The 17112-nt window shown below is 55.1% G+C and carries 18 protein-coding genes; 13 read left to right on the forward strand and 5 right to left on the reverse strand.

Annotated elements, in window-relative coordinates; genetic code table 11:
- Positions 1-14 precede the first annotated feature (14 nt).
- Positions 15-104, forward strand: coding sequence for a hypothetical protein (locus tag ACR0DX_RS21140; protein WP_480847327.1), 90 nt, complete (start codon positions 15-17; stop codon positions 102-104).
- A gap of 70 nt (positions 105-174) precedes the next feature.
- Here the strand turns inward: ACR0DX_RS21140 and ACR0DX_RS21145 are convergent, their stop codons facing one another.
- The 4 genes from ACR0DX_RS21145 to ACR0DX_RS21160 are packed head-to-tail and all read right to left on the reverse strand — an operon-like array spanning position 175 to position 3284.
- Positions 175-936 (reverse strand): ABC transporter permease, encoded by a 762-nt coding sequence (locus ACR0DX_RS21145; protein WP_170356312.1) that lies wholly within the window; start codon positions 934-936, stop codon positions 175-177.
- Positions 933-1679 (reverse strand): ABC transporter permease, encoded by a 747-nt coding sequence (locus ACR0DX_RS21150; RefSeq protein WP_170356311.1) that lies wholly within the window; start codon positions 1677-1679, stop codon positions 933-935. The genes ACR0DX_RS21145 and ACR0DX_RS21150 overlap by 4 nt, the downstream gene beginning before the upstream one ends.
- 9 nt (positions 1680-1688) lie before the next feature.
- Entirely contained in the window at positions 1689-2453 is a 765-nt protein-coding gene (locus ACR0DX_RS21155) for a transporter substrate-binding domain-containing protein (protein ID WP_170356310.1), read from the reverse strand.
- A gap of 36 nt (positions 2454-2489) precedes the next feature.
- Positions 2490-3284: an ABC transporter ATP-binding protein gene (locus tag ACR0DX_RS21160; protein WP_170356309.1), complete on the reverse strand. Its 795-nt coding sequence runs from the start codon at positions 3282-3284 to the stop codon at positions 2490-2492.
- A 93-nt stretch (positions 3285-3377) separates the two neighbouring features.
- On the opposite strand from ACR0DX_RS21160, the gene ACR0DX_RS21165 reads away from it, so the two are divergent.
- Genes ACR0DX_RS21165 through ACR0DX_RS21180 form a run of 4 tightly spaced genes read left to right on the forward strand, consistent with a single transcriptional unit; the run spans position 3378 to position 7593 of the window.
- Positions 3378-4025, forward strand: a complete 648-nt coding sequence (locus ACR0DX_RS21165) for a TetR family transcriptional regulator C-terminal domain-containing protein (protein WP_170724799.1) — start codon at positions 3378-3380, stop codon at positions 4023-4025.
- On the forward strand, positions 4022-5206 hold the full coding sequence (locus tag ACR0DX_RS21170; RefSeq protein ID WP_170356307.1) for a pyridoxal phosphate-dependent aminotransferase: 1185 nt from the start codon (positions 4022-4024) through the stop codon (positions 5204-5206). Before ACR0DX_RS21165 ends, ACR0DX_RS21170 begins: the two co-directional genes overlap by 4 nt.
- Positions 5203-6807, forward strand: a complete 1605-nt coding sequence (locus ACR0DX_RS21175; protein ID WP_170356306.1) for a 5-guanidino-2-oxopentanoate decarboxylase — start codon at positions 5203-5205, stop codon at positions 6805-6807. The genes ACR0DX_RS21170 and ACR0DX_RS21175 overlap by 4 nt, the downstream gene beginning before the upstream one ends.
- Positions 6808-6810: 3 nt before the next feature.
- On the forward strand, positions 6811-7593 hold the full coding sequence (locus ACR0DX_RS21180; RefSeq protein ID WP_170356305.1) for an arginine deiminase family protein: 783 nt from the start codon (positions 6811-6813) through the stop codon (positions 7591-7593).
- Positions 7594-7669: 76 nt separating this feature from the next.
- Here the strand turns inward: ACR0DX_RS21180 and ACR0DX_RS21185 are convergent, their stop codons facing one another.
- Complete coding sequence (locus ACR0DX_RS21185) at positions 7670-8449, reverse strand: MOSC domain-containing protein (protein WP_480847295.1); 780 nt, start codon at positions 8447-8449, stop codon at positions 7670-7672.
- A 399-nt stretch (positions 8450-8848) separates the two neighbouring features.
- Here ACR0DX_RS21185 and ACR0DX_RS21190 point away from each other — a divergent pair, with 399 nt between their 5' ends.
- The 8 genes from ACR0DX_RS21190 to ACR0DX_RS21225 all read left to right on the forward strand — a co-directional run bounded on the left by ACR0DX_RS21190 (position 8849) and on the right by ACR0DX_RS21225 (position 17100).
- On the forward strand, positions 8849-10168 hold the full coding sequence (locus ACR0DX_RS21190) for an ABC transporter substrate-binding protein (RefSeq protein ID WP_170724798.1): 1320 nt from the start codon (positions 8849-8851) through the stop codon (positions 10166-10168).
- Positions 10169-10247: 79 nt separating this feature from the next.
- Positions 10248-11195, forward strand: coding sequence for a carbohydrate ABC transporter permease (locus ACR0DX_RS21195; RefSeq protein WP_170332156.1), 948 nt, complete (start codon positions 10248-10250; stop codon positions 11193-11195).
- On the forward strand, positions 11192-12130 hold the full coding sequence (locus ACR0DX_RS21200; protein WP_170356303.1) for a carbohydrate ABC transporter permease: 939 nt from the start codon (positions 11192-11194) through the stop codon (positions 12128-12130). Before ACR0DX_RS21195 ends, ACR0DX_RS21200 begins: the two co-directional genes overlap by 4 nt.
- Entirely contained in the window at positions 12127-12315 is a 189-nt protein-coding gene (locus ACR0DX_RS21205) for a hypothetical protein (protein WP_093965435.1), read from the forward strand. The genes ACR0DX_RS21200 and ACR0DX_RS21205 overlap by 4 nt, the downstream gene beginning before the upstream one ends.
- A gap of 2 nt (positions 12316-12317) precedes the next feature.
- Positions 12318-13415, forward strand: coding sequence for an ABC transporter ATP-binding protein (locus tag ACR0DX_RS21210; protein WP_170356302.1), 1098 nt, complete (start codon positions 12318-12320; stop codon positions 13413-13415).
- The gene (locus ACR0DX_RS21215; protein ID WP_170356301.1) at positions 13408-14400 is read left to right on the forward strand and encodes an ABC transporter ATP-binding protein; all 993 of its coding nucleotides are present in this window, start codon (positions 13408-13410) and stop codon (positions 14398-14400) included. The genes ACR0DX_RS21210 and ACR0DX_RS21215 overlap by 8 nt, the downstream gene beginning before the upstream one ends.
- 11 nt (positions 14401-14411) lie before the next feature.
- A complete protein-coding gene (locus ACR0DX_RS21220; RefSeq protein WP_170356300.1) occupies positions 14412-16034 on the forward strand; it encodes a dihydroxyacetone kinase subunit DhaK in 1623 nt (540 codons plus the stop codon).
- Positions 16024-17100 (forward strand): LacI family DNA-binding transcriptional regulator, encoded by a 1077-nt coding sequence (locus tag ACR0DX_RS21225; RefSeq protein ID WP_480847300.1) that lies wholly within the window; start codon positions 16024-16026, stop codon positions 17098-17100. The genes ACR0DX_RS21220 and ACR0DX_RS21225 overlap by 11 nt, the downstream gene beginning before the upstream one ends.
- Positions 17101-17112 lie beyond the last annotated feature (12 nt).

Raw genomic sequence — 17112 nt, forward strand, 5'->3', positions numbered from 1 at the left:
CAGAGATCGGACTGATGCTCGGCTATTCTGACAAGTCCCATTTCACTCGCTTTTTCCGAGGTCAGACCGGAATGACACCGACCAAGTTCCGCCTTGGCTTGTAATTAAGTAGCAAATACCTGGAGTGGTTATCCACTACTTAACAAGTGTGGGCCGACAAGACAGTGTCAGACTTCAAACACCTTCAAATCGGCGAAAAGCCAAAGCGATCAACCCGGCTAGGACCATATAGACCAAGGCTAGCAACAAAAGCGGCTCGTATACGATAAACGTGTCAGATCGAACCCGCGAAGAGACGGCGTAAATCTCGACCACCGTGATCGTTGCAACCAAGGGTGTCGCTTTGAGCTGCAGGATCGTTTCTCCGCCCAAGGTTGGCAGCACATTGCGCACAGCCTGGGGCAGCCATATCCGGCGGAACATCGTAAAACGTGGCATTCCAAAAGACTTTGCAGCCTCAAGCTGCCCTTTCGCTACACTGGAAAACGCACCCCGCATCACCTCGCCTTCATAACCAGCGAAGGACAAGGTCAATGCAAGCACCGCGTAAGGCCATGCTTGGCGCAGGTAGGGCCACAGCTCTGACGACCTAATCCAAGGAAACTGCGGAAACAGCGAACCCAGTCCGTAATACAACAGCCAAATCTGCAACAGCAGGGGTGTGCCTCGGATTATGGTGCAAAACACTCGGGCAGGTGTTGCCAGGTACCAAGGGCCGATCGCCTGCGCCAAGCCCAGCGGCACCGCGAATAAAAACCCCAGAACGGTTGTCACCACCAGCAGCCAGATCGTCGTCCAAAGGCCCTGCAACGCCAGCGGCGCGTATTGCGGGATCCAATCCCATCGCAACGAAAAGGCACACCAGATAATCAGGGCTGCAAACAACAGCATCATGACGATCCGGTGCGGCTGCATCAACGCTTTCACGGTGATCATGAGGAACCCCCTTTCAACGAAGGCTGACCACGGCGCGCCCATTTCTCGATACGGGCAAAAACCGCACCCGAGAAAAGGGTGACCATGAGATACAGAAAGCCCGCCGCCAGAAAGAAGGTAAAGTAAGCACGGGTACTGCTTGCCGCCTGTCGTGTTTCAAGTGTCAATTCACTGAACCCGACAACGGCCAGCAAGGCCGTATCCTTGGTCGCGATAAGCCACAGATTGGCCAAGCCTGGCACCGCAAATCCCATCATTGCTGGGATAGTCACGCGACGCATGATCATAAATGCGGGCATTCCATAGGATTTTGCCGCTTCGATTTGCCCGACGGGAACCGCCTTGATAGCCCCACGAAGTACTTCGGTGGCATAGGCTCCCTGCACAACGCCCAAGACCCAGATGCCTGCGGCGACACCGCTGATTTCAACTCGACCTCCTCCGAACGCCTCAGAGATCTTGTTGATGATATCGCTGCCGACATAGTACAGGATCAGGATCAACACCAGTTCAGGCACCGCCCTGATCACCGTTGTATAAATGGCAAGAAGGTCACGTGTGACCTTCCCCCCATAGAGTTTCCCGTAGGCACCGAACAGCCCGATTACCAGCCCCATTCCAAAAGCGCCCACGGCGATCTGCAGGGAATTGGCAAGCCCGCGCAACAGGTTGCCGCCCCAGCTTGACAGCGACAGCAACTCGGCGCTGGCGCCGAGGCCCAGTGTCTCGAATAGTCCGGTCACAACAGCGCCTTAGTAGATGCTGGTGGTGAAATAGCCCTCGGTGATTTTCTCGTGCGTACCGTCAGCCAGGATCGCCGCAATCCCTTTGTTCAGTGCTTCCAGAAGCTCGGTATCGCCCTTGCGTACGCCTGCACCCACACCACGGCCCAGAATCGCCGGATCATCCGCAACGGCTCCCTTGATCTCGCAGCAGCTGCCATTGTCCGAGTTCACGAAGTCCGCCATCGCGATGCTGTCTGCCTGGGTCGCATCAATTCGGCCTGCGAACAGATCCTGATTGGCTTCGTCCTGAGTCTGGTAGACTTTCAACTCGGCGTCCTTGAAGTATTCCTGCGCATAGGCTTGGTGAATCGTCGAGGCCTGAATGCCAATGATCTTGCCAGCCAGCGATTCAGGCGTAGGCTCGATATCAATTGATTTGTCGGCCACAATCACCGCAGGCGTATTGTAGTAAGCATCACTGAAGTCGATGGTTTTCAACCGCTCTTCGGTGATCGACATCGAGGCCATGATCGCGTCGATCTGCTGACCAGTCAAAGACGGAATGATGCCGTCCCAGGCAACAGGCGTAATCACGCAGTCAAGTTCGGCCGCAGCACAAACCGCTTCGATGACCTCAATTTCCCAGCCGACCCAGTTGCCCGCGCTGTCCGGCGAGGCGAATGGTGGATAGGGTTCAGCTGCAATACCAATCTTGACTTGCTCGGCTGCAGCACCGCCTGCCGCCAGCATGGCTGCGGCAGAGACTGCAGTCAGGAATGCTTTGATTTTCATAAGTTTCTCCGTGTTGATAGTGTTTATTTTTTTGTGTTATCCGACCGAGCTGAGGAATTGCTTCAGCCGCTCGGATTGCGGATTTCCAAAGATCTCGGCAGGTGGGCCCTGCTCTTCGATACGACCTTGATATAGGTAGACGACGTGGTTCGCGACCTCGCGGGCGAACTTCATCTCATGCGTGACCAGCAGCATGGTGCGCCCCTCAGCGGCCAGGTCACGGATCACGGTCAGAACTTCTCCGACCAGCTCAGGGTCCAGCGCGGATGTGGGTTCGTCAAACAGCATGGCAGACGGATCAACGGCCAACGCCCGTGCAATCGCGGCCCGCTGCTGCTGACCACCCGAAAGGTAAGCGGGAAACGTGTCCTCCTTACCGCCCAGGCCAACCCTGACCAGCAATTCGCGCGCGCGCTCGATCGCTTCTGCCTTTGGGACCTTCAGGACATGCACCGGCACCTCGATCACGTTCTCTAACAATGTGCGGTGTGTCCACAGATTGAACTGCTGGAACACCATCGCCAGTTTGGAGCGAATGCGCTCAATTTGCTTCTGGCTGGCTGGGCTGCCATCTGCCCGCATTGCGACCTCTTCGCCGCCGATGACGATTTTGCCCGACGTTGGCGTCTCCAGAAAATTGATGCAGCGCAGCATGGTCGACTTACCAGAACCCGAACCACCGATGATCGCAACAACATCACCTTGATGCGCGATCAGATCCACGCCTTTCAGAACTTCTAAATCGCCAAAGGATTTATGCAAATCCTCTACCCGGATCGCCTCTCGGCGGGTGTCAGGTTGCTGTGCTGATGCGGCAGCGGCTGTGTCCATTTTTTGCGACCCCAATTTTTCGATTGCAGTAAGCCGCGAACATCGTAATTATGCAAGCGTATAATTAATGAAATCAGCGAAAACGAACCAGTTGTGAGCGAAGAACGCAAAAAATTCAGGCGCGAGTCGGCCGAATCCCGGCAGGAAGCTTTGATTCTAGCCACGCTGGAATTGGTTGCTGAACAGGGCGTGCGCGGCGCCACGGTGCGGGGAATCGCAGAACGCGCAAATGTCACGGGGGGGCTGATCCGCCACTACTTCAGCTCCAAAGAAGATCTGATCGTGGCCGCCTACGAGCACCACATGAACACAATGACCGACCAGACCTTTGCACTTGCGACGGGCACAGAGGTCGGCGCGCAAACCAGGCTCGCCGCTTTCGTGACGGCGTCTTTGACACCACCCGTTGTCGACCCCCGCGCCATCGCCCTGTGGGCCAGCTTTCTGAACAAGGTGCAGCACGACCCACAGATGAAAGCGACGCATGAACGGACATATGCCTATTTTCGGGACCAGCTTGAGGAACTGATTGCAGCCTCGCTGAACGAAGTTGACCGACCCGCGCCCCCTGCCCGTTTGCGGCAATTGGCCATTGCGTGCAACGCGGTGATCGATGGTCTGTGGCTTGAAGGCGGGGCGCTGCCGGACGCATTTGAACAAGGTGAACTGGTTGAAATCGGGCTGCAATCCGTTTCCGCCATTCTCGATTTGGATCTAACGCAGGAGAGCAAGCCCATATGAGGCTGACAGCAATCACCGAACGGCTGGCCGGATTGGGCGGCGGCAAGTGGGAAGTCCACCTGAAGGCGCGCGCATTGGCCGAGGCAGGCGCAGACCTCGTGGAAATGACGATCGGCGAACCGGACGTGCCAACACCGCAAGAGTTGTGCGACGCGGCGGCCTTGGCATTGCAATCGGGCCGTACCGGGTATTCAAACGGGCGCGGAGAGGCTGGGCTTTGTGCGGCCTTGGCCGAAACATACACCGAAAGCCGTGGGCGGCAGTTTCTGCCTGAAAACATTCTGTGTTTTCCCGGCACGCAGACAGCACTTTTTGCGGTGATGCAGGGCGTCGCCGAAGCCGGGTCCGAAGTTCTGGTCGGCGATCCCATGTATGCGACCTATGAGGGCGTCATCCGCGCCAGCGGGGCTGAGCCGGTTCCGGTGCCGCTGCGCGCTGAAAAAGGGTTTCGACTTCAGGCCGACGATCTTGCCGCGCGTATCACGCCGCGCAGCCGGGCGATACTGCTGACCACTCCTCACAACCCGACGGGCGCGATCCTGACCGCGGAAGATATCAATAAAATCGGTAAAATTGCGCAACAACATGACCAGTGGATCATCTCGGACGAAGTGTACGAGCATCTGGTGTTCGATGATGCCAATTTTGTGTCGCCGCTTTCTGATCCGCAGCTGGCAGACCGGGTCATCGCGGTCTCGTCGATATCGAAATCCCACGCCGCCCCCGGTTTTCGCAGCGGCTGGTGTGTGGGCCCGGCCGAGTTTTGTGCAGCGCTTCTGCCGGTCTCCGAAACCATGCTGTTCGGCAATCAACCCTTCATCGCGGACATGACGGAAAAAGCAGTACGGGACGGATCGTCGGTCGCGGCGGGCATGGCGTCCCGCTTTGCAAGCCGCGCCCTGATCCTGGAACATCGGCTACACGCCGAAACCGGGCTTGTCGTACACCGCCCAGAGGCCGGCATGTTTGCGTTGGTCAATGTATCAGCCTGCGGCATGGACGGGGACACTTATGCTTGGGACCTGCTGGAGCATGGCGTTTCCGTCATGCCTGGCTCGGCCTTTGGCGAAGGCCTTACAGATTGGGTCCGGGTCGCTTTGACGATTGACGACGAGCGTTTCGAAAAAGCACTGGACCGCATCGTTGCCCATGCGAACCTCAGCGATCGGAACGTCGCATGACCAACCAAACAGTGGGCGAAGCCTTGGTCGCAGGGCTGAAGCAGCGCGGCGTGTCTTGTGTCTTTGGCATTCCCGGAGTGCATACGGTCGAGCTGTACCGCGGCCTTGCGGCCTCTGGAATCCGTCATGTCACCCCTCGGCATGAACAGGGTGCGGGCTTTATGGCTGACGGCTATGCGCGCGCGTCGGGCAAACCTGGCATAGCTTTTGTTATCACCGGTCCCGGCCTGACAAACACCCTGACCCCGATGGCGCAGGCACGCGCGGACTCGGTGCCAATGCTGGTGGTCTCGGGCGTCAACGAAACAGATACGCTCGGCCAAGGATATGGCCATTTGCATGAACTGCCCGATCAGCACGCCCTTGCCAAAACTGTGGCGCTGGTTTCTGAACATGTGAGCCTGCCCGGTGATTTGGACCCAGCTCTGGAACGCGCTTTTGCGACCTGCTGCTCGGAACGTCCCGGCCCCACTCATATTCAGATCCCACTGGATGTGGCAGGACACGCAGCCGAACGCGCCCCTGTCGCCAAGACCCCACCCAGCCGGACCCCGGACGGCGACGTGATCCAACAGGCTGCCGCGCAGCTCTTGGCCGCAAAACGCATTGTCATCCTGGCCGGTGGCGGTGCGAAAACCGGCGCCGAAGGTCTGAAAGCCTTAGCCGAGCGCCTAGACTCGCCAGTCGTGCAAACCGTCAACGCGCGTGGGTTGATGCATGATCATCCATTGACCGTTCCCGCTAGCCCCAGTTTGAAATCTGTACGCGCACTGATCGAAGACGCCGATTGCGTTCTCGCTTTAGGGACCGAGCTGGGCCCAACAGATTATGACATGTACGCTACGGGAAAGATGCCCATGATGCCCGGTCTGATACGTGTTGATGTTTGCCCGGATCAATTGGCCCGTCATGACACGAAAATTGCCATACAGGCCCGGACTGATCAGACAATATCCGCATTGCTTGCGACCCTGCCCGACCGACCCGACCAGCGGGATGGCGCAGGTCGCGCCGAAAAAACCCGCGCCGCAGCTTATGAAGAGATCGGCCCGGACTACCGCGCCCAGGTCGAGATCCTGGCAGCCATGCGCGCGACTGTCCCCAACGCGCTTATAGTGGGCGATTCCACGCAACCGATCTACGCAGGTAACCTCTATTATGACCACGACCGTCCGGGCGGATGGTTCAATGCCGCCACCGGTTATGGCGCGCTCGGGTATGGCATTCCGGCCGCTATCGGTGCAGGAATTGCCGATCCTCAGGCCCCTGTGATCTGCATCGCCGGCGATGGTGGCGCCCAATTCTCGCTGCCCGAGATTATGGCCGCGGTGGATCACAACCTGCACATTACCTTTGTCTTGTGGAACAACCACGGCTACGGCGAAATCGCGACGTCAATGCAGGATGTTGGGGTTGAGGTGATCGGATGCGACCCGACCCCACCTGATTTTGCCGCCACCGCAGCCTCGTTTGGCATACCATATGAACGGGTTTCTCAGAATCCCGCTGAGATAGCGGCCGCGTTGGCTTCGGCCCGCGCGCGAAACTGCCCTTCAATTCTGGAAATCGACATTACCGGGGATCGTCCGGATCAGGAGTAACTCATGCGGAATTCGACCTTTGAATTTGCACGTGCCATCACCCGCAAGCCCGCCACGACAATTGCAGAAGGGTTGCGCGCCGAGGATATCGGCAATCCAAACCTGGCCGGGATGCTGGCCGCGCATTCGGCCTATGTCAGTGCGCTGCGCAGCACTGGGGCAGAGGTGATCGAGCTTGAACCGCTTGACGCTTATCCTGACGCACAATTTGTCGAGGATACCGCACTTTGCCTTCCACAAGGTGCAATTCTGATGCGTCCCGGCGCGCCCTCTCGCATGGGTGAAGTGGCGGAAATAGCATCGACGATCCGTGCCTGCTATGACGACGTCCGCGAGGTCAAAGGCCCCGGCCATGTCGAAGGCGGCGACATTCTGGTGACCGGAAAAGAAATCTTGGTGGGCCGTTCGGATCGCACCGACGCGGCAGGCGTGGCCGAGCTGGCGGAAATTGCCAATGAGTGGGGTCATGCTTTGCGTGAGGTGTTTACGCCTGAAGGCGTGTTGCATTTCAAGACCGATTGTTCGCTGATGGATGCCGAGACCATCCTTGCAACCAAGCGCCTGGATGCGTCCGGGTGTTTTGAAGGCTATCGGGTTTTGCATGTCGCCGACGGTGAAGAAGCGGCAGCCAATGCAATTCGTTTCAATAATCTGGTACTGATGGCAGCAGGTTTCCCGCGCACAGCCGACACTCTGGACAAGGCGGGATTTGAGGTTGTTCAGATCGACAATACCGATTGCGCTAAACTGGATGGCGGAATGTCCTGCCTGTCCTTGAGGTTTTGAGGGTCACAGGGACAGGCAGGACAACTGGACTTGAAGCATAGTTTATGTCTCAAACCTTTTGACAATCTGTTCTGGATTAGGCGAGCAATTCCCCAGATTGACCGACCATTAGCGTTCCACCATTGGCCACCTCGACATAGACACCCATGTCCATGTGACCCATCACCTTTCGAATAAGATAGGGTACATTTAAGTCCCGCTCGGCCGTTATCGGGTTAACTTCAGTTGCTGCGCACCTTTTGGTTCGCGAGAGAATCTTCAGCTTAACATCACCAAATCTCAAAACTGAACCAACGGATTCCAGCTCGGCAAACGCAGGTAACCCGTCAATCTCGATATTCGATCGGAAGCGCGCTGGGTGGACATTCGCGTTCAGTTGCTTGCCCAGTTCTTCCACAGAAGCCAGATTCAATACGGATATCGCGTTCATCATTTTCGGTGATACCACAGAAACATCCGTAAACCGATGAGGCGAAGACGAGACGAACATTGGCGGTTCGGGATCTTTTAAACCAATCTCCGACGAAAGAATATTTGCCGCGCTCATCCGATCTTCGGGCGTTCGCATATTAAAGCGTCGTATCTTGCTGTCAGATTTGATCTCTAGAGCTTGGGTCTCGGGGTCAAAATTTGTTTGAATGCCTGCCAGAGCAGCCTCATTTAACAAAACGACAAAACGATCTTTCGGCAGTGGCTTGGGGTTCTGCTCATCGAAACCCGAATTGTATCTAGCAAATCCGAACAACCGATCACCAGGAATGCCCTCTCCTGCTCGCAGCGTCACAGTTTGCATAGGCTCCGAACTCAAGCCTTTTACTGGGTAGCGGCTCATTCGGACGATAGAGAGATTTTTCATACGTCTGCACCTTACCAATCGAGTGACCCAATACCCAGAGCAGGCTGCGCTGTTTGACGCTATCTACAATTCGCAAAGGTATCGACCAAATAATCTGTGAGCGCTTCAGACGCGGCTTAGCTAAACCTACTGGTTGCATGATGACTGCGATCACGAGCTTTGCCAATTTTAGTCGATATGGCCATTTAGAATATCTCCGCCAAAACCACTCATGCATAAAACTGATTTTATAATATACATAATAATCAGATGCTTATAGAAAACCTTTGCGATTTTCTCCTGTCTATTGAGGTACGAACCTCAAAAAATTTCTGGACTTGAGGTGCGTACCTCAAATAGCCTTGGTCATATGCCGCGATTCGCACATCCTCGATTGACGGCGCAAAAAGGGAGGAATGGATGACTTACACAAAACTGGCTTCGGCCAGCGCAATAGTCCTTGCCGCTACTACTCTTTCTACCAAGGCAAATGCTGAAGATCTGACACTATGTTGGGCTGCGTGGGATCCGGCCAACGCGCTTGTCGAGCTGTCAAAAGAATTTGAAGCAGAGTCTGGCCACACGATGAACTTCGAATTTGTTCCATGGCCAAATTTTGCGGACCGGATGCTAAATGAGCTGAACTCTGGGGGTAAACTCTGCGACTTGTTAATTGGTGACAGCCAATGGATCGGCGGTGGTGCCGAAAACGGTCATTATGTCCAACTTAACGAATTCTTCGATGCTGAAGGCATCAGCATGGACGACTTCGCGCCAGCCACTGTCTACGCTTATTCGACCTGGCCCAAGGGTACACCAAACTACTATGCGCTGCCTGCGATGGGCGATGCGAATGGGTGGTTCTACCGCAAGGACTGGTTTGAAAACCCCGATATCCAAGCCGCCTACAAAGAGGCGACCGGTCAGGATCTGCGCGAGCCTCAATCGCAGAAAGAGCTCTTGCAGATCGCGCAGTTCTTCCAAGGTCGTGAGATCGACGGCAAGACGGTTTACGGGGCCGCAATTTTTACCGAGCGCGGCTCGGAAGGGATCACAATGGGTGTGACCGGGGCACTGTATCCATGGGGCTTCAAGTATGAAAACACACCTGGCTCGTATGACATGGAAGGTGCCGTAAATTCACCAGAAGCAGTTGAAGCACTGGAATTCTACAAAGAGTTCTACGAAACGGCTACACCTCCGGGATACACCAACTCTTATATGGGTGAGAGCTTGGACGCCTTTAAGTCCGGTCAGGTCGCCATGGCGATGAACTGGTTTGCCTTCTTCCCTGGTCTGTATGCCGACCCCAATACCGGTGGTGACAAGATCGACTTCTTCGTGAACCCACCGCAAAATCAAGCGGGTTCGACACTGGGTGGACAAGGTATCTCTGTTGTCAGCTACTCCGACAAACAGGACGCCGCGCTCGAGTACATAAAGTGGTTCGCGCAGCCAGACGTTCAGGCCAAATGGTGGGAGCTGGGCGGTTACTCGGCACATAACTCAGTGCTGGAAGATCCCGGTTTCGTAGACAGCCAGCCCTTTGCCGGTGACTTCCTGGAAGCCATGGGCGGTGTGCAGGATTTCTGGCAAGAGCCTGCTTATGCCGAGCTTCTGCTGGCCATGCAGAAACGCATCCACGACTACGTGGTCGCTGACCAAGGTACAGCTCAGGAAGCGTTGGATCTTCTGATCGAAGATTGGACGGAAGTCTTCGAAGACGAAGGCAAGCTGTAACCCGGACACAGGTACGAGCGGGAGCAATCCCGCTCCACCTTCACCCGTGAGTCCGAAACCAACAAGAACTGGCAAAGAGATGTCTGACAGGACCGTAGATCGCGTTGCGCAGGCAACGCCCGAGCGAGTTGCGCGAAAAATCCGGGGATTATCCGACCGTGCGATAGCCTGGATATTCATCTCCCCAACGATATTTCTATTGCTGGCGATCAATATCTTTCCGTTGATCTGGACCATCCAACTGAGCTTTACCAATTACAAGGCCAACCGGATCGGGCGTGAAGTCAAAGATGTCGGTCTCAGGAATTACGAGCGTATTCTGACGGACTCGGACACATGGCTGAACATGCAGGCGACCGCGCATTTCCTGTTCTGGACGATCTTCTTCCAGGTCCTGATCGGGTTCACGTTGGCGTGGTTAATCAACAAAAAATTCAAGGGCAACGATCTTTGGACAACGATCATCGTGCTGCCGATGATGTTGTCTCCGGCTGTTGTCGGGAATTTCTGGAAGTTCCTGTACCAGCCTCAGATTGGCCTGTTTAACTACATCGTGTCCTGGTTTACCGGCAAGGACCCATCGAGCTTTGAAATGCTGGGATCCGTAACGTTGGCCCCATGGGCGATTGTGATTGTCGACACCTGGATGTGGACCCCCTTTGTGATGCTGATCTGTCTGGCCGGGCTGCGCAGCATCCCAGATTACATATACGAGGCGGCTGAGATCGACAGGGCCAGCAAGCTGCGGCAGTTCTTTACGATTACCATCCCGATGGTGCTACCGTTCCTTATGTTGGCGGTGCTGTTCCGGGGAATTGAGAACTTCAAGATGTTCGACCTGGTGGTTCAGCTAACTGGCGGAGGTCCGGGTTCTGTTACGGAACTCACCTCGATCAATCTAAAACGAGAGGCGTTTGAAAAGTGGCGTACGGGCTATGCCTCGGCCTATGCGATCATCCTATTCGTCACCGTGTTCGGCCTTGCGTCGATCTACGTCAAAGCCCTGAACAAGGTGAAACAGAGATGAGTGGTTTTTCCGTCACTGAACCTTCCAACCGGTCTAAGTGGATCGCAGGCTTCTTGGTCGTTACTTATGCGTTGATTACGATGATCCCACTGGTCTGGATTTTGCTGACTGGCTTCAAATCCCCGGCCGATGCGATCAGCTATCCGCCCAAAGTGGTCTTTGACCCAACGCTTGAAGGGTATGTAAACCTCTTCACCACGCGCACGCGGCAAACGCAGGAGTTTCTGGAAGCCAACCCGCCGCAGAACTGGGCCGATGAGATCGTGCGCCAATACGACATGGTGATTGTCGGGCCATCAAAGTTCGGTGAGCGTTTTATGAATTCGGTTATCATCGGGTTCGGCTCGACCTTCCTGAGTATTTTCCTTGGCACGCTGGCCGCCTATGCGTTCAGTAGGTTCAAGGTCCCGCTCAAGGACGACCTTCTGTTCTTCATCCTGAGTACAAGGATGATGCCGCCGGTTGCTGTTGCTATCCCAATCTTCCTGATGTTCAGGAACCTTGGATTGAGCGATACGCACCTGGGAATGATCCTGCTTTATACAGGGGTTAACATCTCACTGGCGGTTTGGTTGCTGAAGGGTTTCATCGACGAAATCCCACGAGAGTACGAAGAAGCCGCCCTTATAGATGGCTACACGAGGTTTCAGGCATTCTACAAAGTGGTGCTGCCGCAAGCCGCCACGGGCATCGCATCAACTGCGATCTTCTGCCTGATCTTCGCGTGGAATGAATACGCATTTGCCGTGCTGCTGACCTCCGCGAACGCGCAAACAGCGCCGCCATTCATCCCGACCATTATCGGTATTGGCGGCCTGGACTGGCCGGCTGTGGCGGCAGGTGCCACGATCTTCCTTATCCCGGTCATGATTTTCACCATCCTGATGCGCAAACACTTGCTGCGCGGGATCACGTTCGGAGCCGTACGCAAATGAGCGAATTTCTTAGCGGATTGATGCGGCTCCGCCGCGGCCCATGGGAGATGGTAGCAACCATCCTAATTGCACTGGGTGTCTTCATGCTGATGCAGCCCTTTGTCCTTTGGGCCTTCACCTACTCTTTCATCGTCACGCTGATCGGAACCGTCATGTTCATCATCGTCAGCCATTTCCCGGAGTAGAAATGGCCCAGATCGTAGTCAAAAACGTAAAAAAGATGTTCGGCGACTTCACCGCTGTACGCGAAAGCTCGTTCACGATTGAGGACGGTGAGTTTTTCATGCTTCTTGGGCCATCCGGTTGCGGAAAGACGACAACGCTGCGGATGATCGCAGGATTGGAACTTCCAACCTCGGGTGAAATCTACTTGGACGGTGAAGAGATCGGCCAGCGACCGCCATCAGAGCGGGACATTGCTTTCGTGTTCCAGATGTTCGCGCTGTATCCCCACATGAACGTGCGCAAGAATATCAGCTATCCACTGATATCGCAGGGTATGTCCCGCGCCGCTGTAAAGGCCAAAGTCGAGGAAGTCGCAGGAATTCTGGGGATCAAGGACATCCTCGATAGCCCAGTAGGTGGGCTTTCAGGCGGCGACAGGCAGCGCGTGGCACTGGGGCGCGCGATTGTTCGCGAACCCAAGGCGTTCATGATGGACGAACCACTTGGCGCTTTGGATGCCGAATTTCGCGAGCATATGGCAGAAGAACTGCGCGCTCTTCATGATCGCATGGGCGCAACCACTGTGTACGTTACGCATGATCAGCTGGAAGCCATGCAAATGGGCGACAAGATCGTGGTGATGAACAACGCTGTGATCGAGCAATTCGGTACACCTCAGGAAATCTACGACAAACCGGCCACAATGTTCGTTGCAGATTTTATTGGATCTCCTTCGATGAACTTCCTGCCGTTTCAGGGAAAGGTCGCGCCTGGCTCGGAAATGGTTCGACTGAATGGCCATGACGAAGCCGTGCCCAAACTGATGGAAGGGGCGGAAGGTGACCTGGTTTTCGGCGTTCGTCCCGAGCATGTTTTTCTGTCAGACGACAGCGCCTACCGGGCCAAAGTCCTGGCAGCGGAATATCTGGGAACCACCCAGATCGTGACACTGCAAAGCCCGAACGGAGAGCTGAAAGCTCGCATTGACGCGCGTGAAGTGGTTAATCCCGGCGAGACGGTAGGATTGGAATTCCGCTCACCTGCAGTAACCCTGTTTGAAAAGTCTACCGGACGCGCGCTGAGGTCCGCTTTGAACGACGAGGTGCTAAGCAATGGCTGAAGTCGTTTTACAAAATATCTCGAAGTCATTCGGTAGTCTAAAAGCGGTGGATGGTATATCGATGACGATCCCCAACGGTGCTTTTGTGGTGTTGTTGGGGCCGACGGGCGCAGGGAAAACAACGACGCTAAGATTGATATCCGGGCTTGAGAAACTGGATTCAGGAACGGTGCACATTGCCGGTCGTGACGTTGGAATAGATACTCCTGCCCAGCGTGATGTAGCGATGGTTTTCCAGCAATACTCGCTATACCCCCATATGACAGTACGAGAGAACCTGTCTTTTCCCCTGCGGTCACCGATCCTAAAAACACCCGAAGATGAGATCGTCAGGAAGGTTGGCGAGGTCGCGGAAATTCTCCAAATTCCGCACAAGCTGGATAACAAAGCAACTGAGTTGTCCGGCGGCGAAATGCAGCGCGTTTCAATTGGACGGGCGCTTGTGCGGGACCCCCAGATATTCCTGATGGACGAACCCCTCAGCTCTTTGGACGCCAAACTTCGAGCGGATTTGCGTGTGGAACTGAAAAGGATTCAGGCAGACCTGGGATCAACCTTACTATACGTGACCCATGATCAGGTCGAAGCCATGACAATGGCGACGCATATCGGCGTTTTGGAAAACGGCAGGCTGGTTCAGTACGGTACCCCTCGCGACATCTATGAAAATCCTGGAAGTGTGTATGTTGCTAGCCGCCTGGGACTGCCACGGATCAACATCCTGCCGTCCGCGTTGTTCGGAGGCGATCACAAAGGTCCGCAGATTGGTCTTCGCCCGGAAAACATCATCGAAGGTGAAGGCACGGATGCACGTGTAGTGCGTGCCGAACACTTGGGAGATCAAACGCGGCTGCACCTAGACTTAAACGGCCACCCGGTTGTGACCCTGATTGATATCCATCAGGACTACCCCTCTGGGAAAGTAATAAAAATCCGCCCACACAACCCATTGTATTTTGACGCGTCCGGCACGCGAGTGACTTAAGGAGCAAAAGCATGGCCCAGTTCCTCAACACGAAAGAAACTCTGGTGACAGAGGCCATAGATGGTCTTCTTGCGTCATCCGGGGGACAACTTACCCGGCTGGACGGTTACCCGCACATCAAAGTCGTCTACAGGTCCGATTGGGACAAGTCGAAAGTCGCTTTGGTTTCCGGCGGAGGGTCTGGGCACGAGCCAGCCCACGCGGGTTTTGTTGGCGCGGGTATGCTGACAGCAGCAGTATGTGGAGAAGTTTTTGCATCCCCGTCAGTAGAGGCGGTTTTGGCTGGCATTCTCGCCGTTACGGGGGAGGCTGGGTGCTTGCTTATCGTCAAGAATTACACAGGTGATCGGTTGAACTTTGGTCTGGCGGCTGAGCGCGCCCGCGCATTGGGCCGCAAAGTAGAGATGGTTGTTGTCGACGATGACATCGCCCTGCCCGACCTTCCGCAACCGCGTGGCGTGGCAGGAACGCTGTTCGTGCACAAGATCGCTGGTGCGCTTGCTGAAGATGGTGCTGACTTGGACACCGTTACCAATGCCGCAAGAACCACTATAGCGAAGGTCGTCAGCATAGGTATGAGCCTGGACACCTGCACCGTCCCAGGTTCTCCGAAAGAGGACAGGATTGCGCCCGGAAAAGCGGAACTCGGCTTGGGCATCCATGGCGAGCCCGGTGTACAGCAGGTGGAATTCTCGAATGCTGTATCGGCCATGTCCACAGTGGTGGGGAAGCTGAAGCAACGGGTGGGTTCCGGGGATTGTGTGGCGTTGGTCAATAACCTTGGCTCTACAACACCATTAGAAATGGCTGTTCTCACACATGCCTTGTCCGAGACTGATATTGCCAGCCATATAATTGGCCCAGCACCAATGATGACATCGTTGGATATGCACGGATTTTCTGTTTCTATTCTGCCCGTAGATCAACACGAATTGTCAAAACTAGAAGCTCAGGTTGATCTGGTTGCTTGGCCCGGTGTCAAATCCATCACCCCAATAAAAGTAGCGCCTTTGCCTGATGGTTTGGCTCCGATCGATCCAATTCCTTCGAATAATTCTGCGACGAAGGAAACGATCTCTCGTTTGTCTGAACTTCTCATCAACGCTGAGAAGAACCTGAACGAGCTGGACGCCAAATCCGGGGATGGCGACACGGGGAGCACTTTGGCGACTGCAGCAAGGGCGTTGCAAGGTAGCCTTGACCGAATGCCGCTTGCTGACTTGACACAACTGTTTCCAGCGTTGGGCAATGAATTGAGCCAGACGATGGGTGGTTCTTCCGGCGTAATACTTGCAATCTTCTTTAACGCCGCTGGAGATGCCTGTGCGAGCGGCGCTTCGGTACCGAAGTCTTTGGTCGAAGGTCTGAACCGCGTTAGCCAAGTCGGCGGCGCCAAGGTCGGTGACAGGACCATGATTGACGCCTTGGCACCTGCGCTTGCCGCACTCCCATCGGGCCTTACTCACGCGGCAAAGGCAGCTCGCGAAGGTGCAGACAACACGGCCAAAATTCGCCGTGCGAAGGCGGGCCGGGCAGCCTATGTTCCCGAAGAAAACCTAGTTGGACATAACGATCCCGGCGCTGAGGCTGTTGCTTTGTTGTTTGAAGGCTTAGCGCGGGAGATTGAAGGCTGAAGAACACGTGGAAGACCAAAAACAAAAACTAGAATTGGTTAAAAAGCCAACTGTCAATGACATCGCGCGTGTTGCGGGTGTCAGTCTGGCGACTGTTGACCGGGTCTTGAACAGACGCCCCGGCGTGCGGGCCGTAACCGTACAGAAAGTACAAAAGGCAATTGATGAGCTGGGCTATGTGCGCGACACGGCTGCGGCCAACCTTGCGCGAAACCGAGTTTACAACTTCCTCTTTGTGTTACCGGAAACGGATAACGAGTTTGTAGAGGCGATTAGCAGTCAGATCGCAGAGCAATCTCGTGACCAATTCATCGAGCGGACACGTACTTCGATAAAGAAGGTAGCTCCGTTTGAGCCGCAAGATATCGTCAACATTCTGGATACTGTCGAAAGCTTGGACGTTGATGGAGTTGCCGTTTTCGGTCCTGAAACACCTTCTGTCCGCGACGCCGTAAAGAGGGTCAGAGATAAGGGCGTTCCAGTCGTCGCCTTGGTGTCTGACTTGCCGAGTTCTGAGCGGGACCACTTTGTGGGAATCGATAATGTGTCTGCGGGACGCACAGCTGCCCAGTTGATGGGGCGATTTGTAGATCGCAAAGGCAAAGTACTGGTCCTGACAGGCTCTCGTTTGGCACGCGATCACCTAGAAAGGCGTCAGGGTTTTGATCTTGTTGTGGCAGAGGATTTCCCTCATCTCGAAGTCGTGGCATCGGTCGAGGGCCGGGATGACCCAGATCTGATCTACACTTTGCTGCCCGAAATTTTTGAAACCTACCCGGATCTGGTCGGAATTTATTCGTCAGCTGCGGGCAATGCAGGTCTGATTCAATTTCTTTCCGAGAACAAGCTCAGCGAAGATCTGGTGATCATTGCTCATGAGCTCACACCGCTTAGTCGGGAAGCGCTTAGGCTGGGTACATTTGACGCTCTAATCTCGCAAGACACTGGGCACATTGTTCGTTCAGCCGTCCGTCTGCTGCGTGCAACTTCGGACAAAGTGCCATTCAATAAAGCCCAGGAACGTATCCGTATCGACATCTATCTGAAGGAAAATTTACCGCCATAGAGGCTTAGGTTT

This window comes from Ruegeria sp. D3, assembly GCF_056534465.1.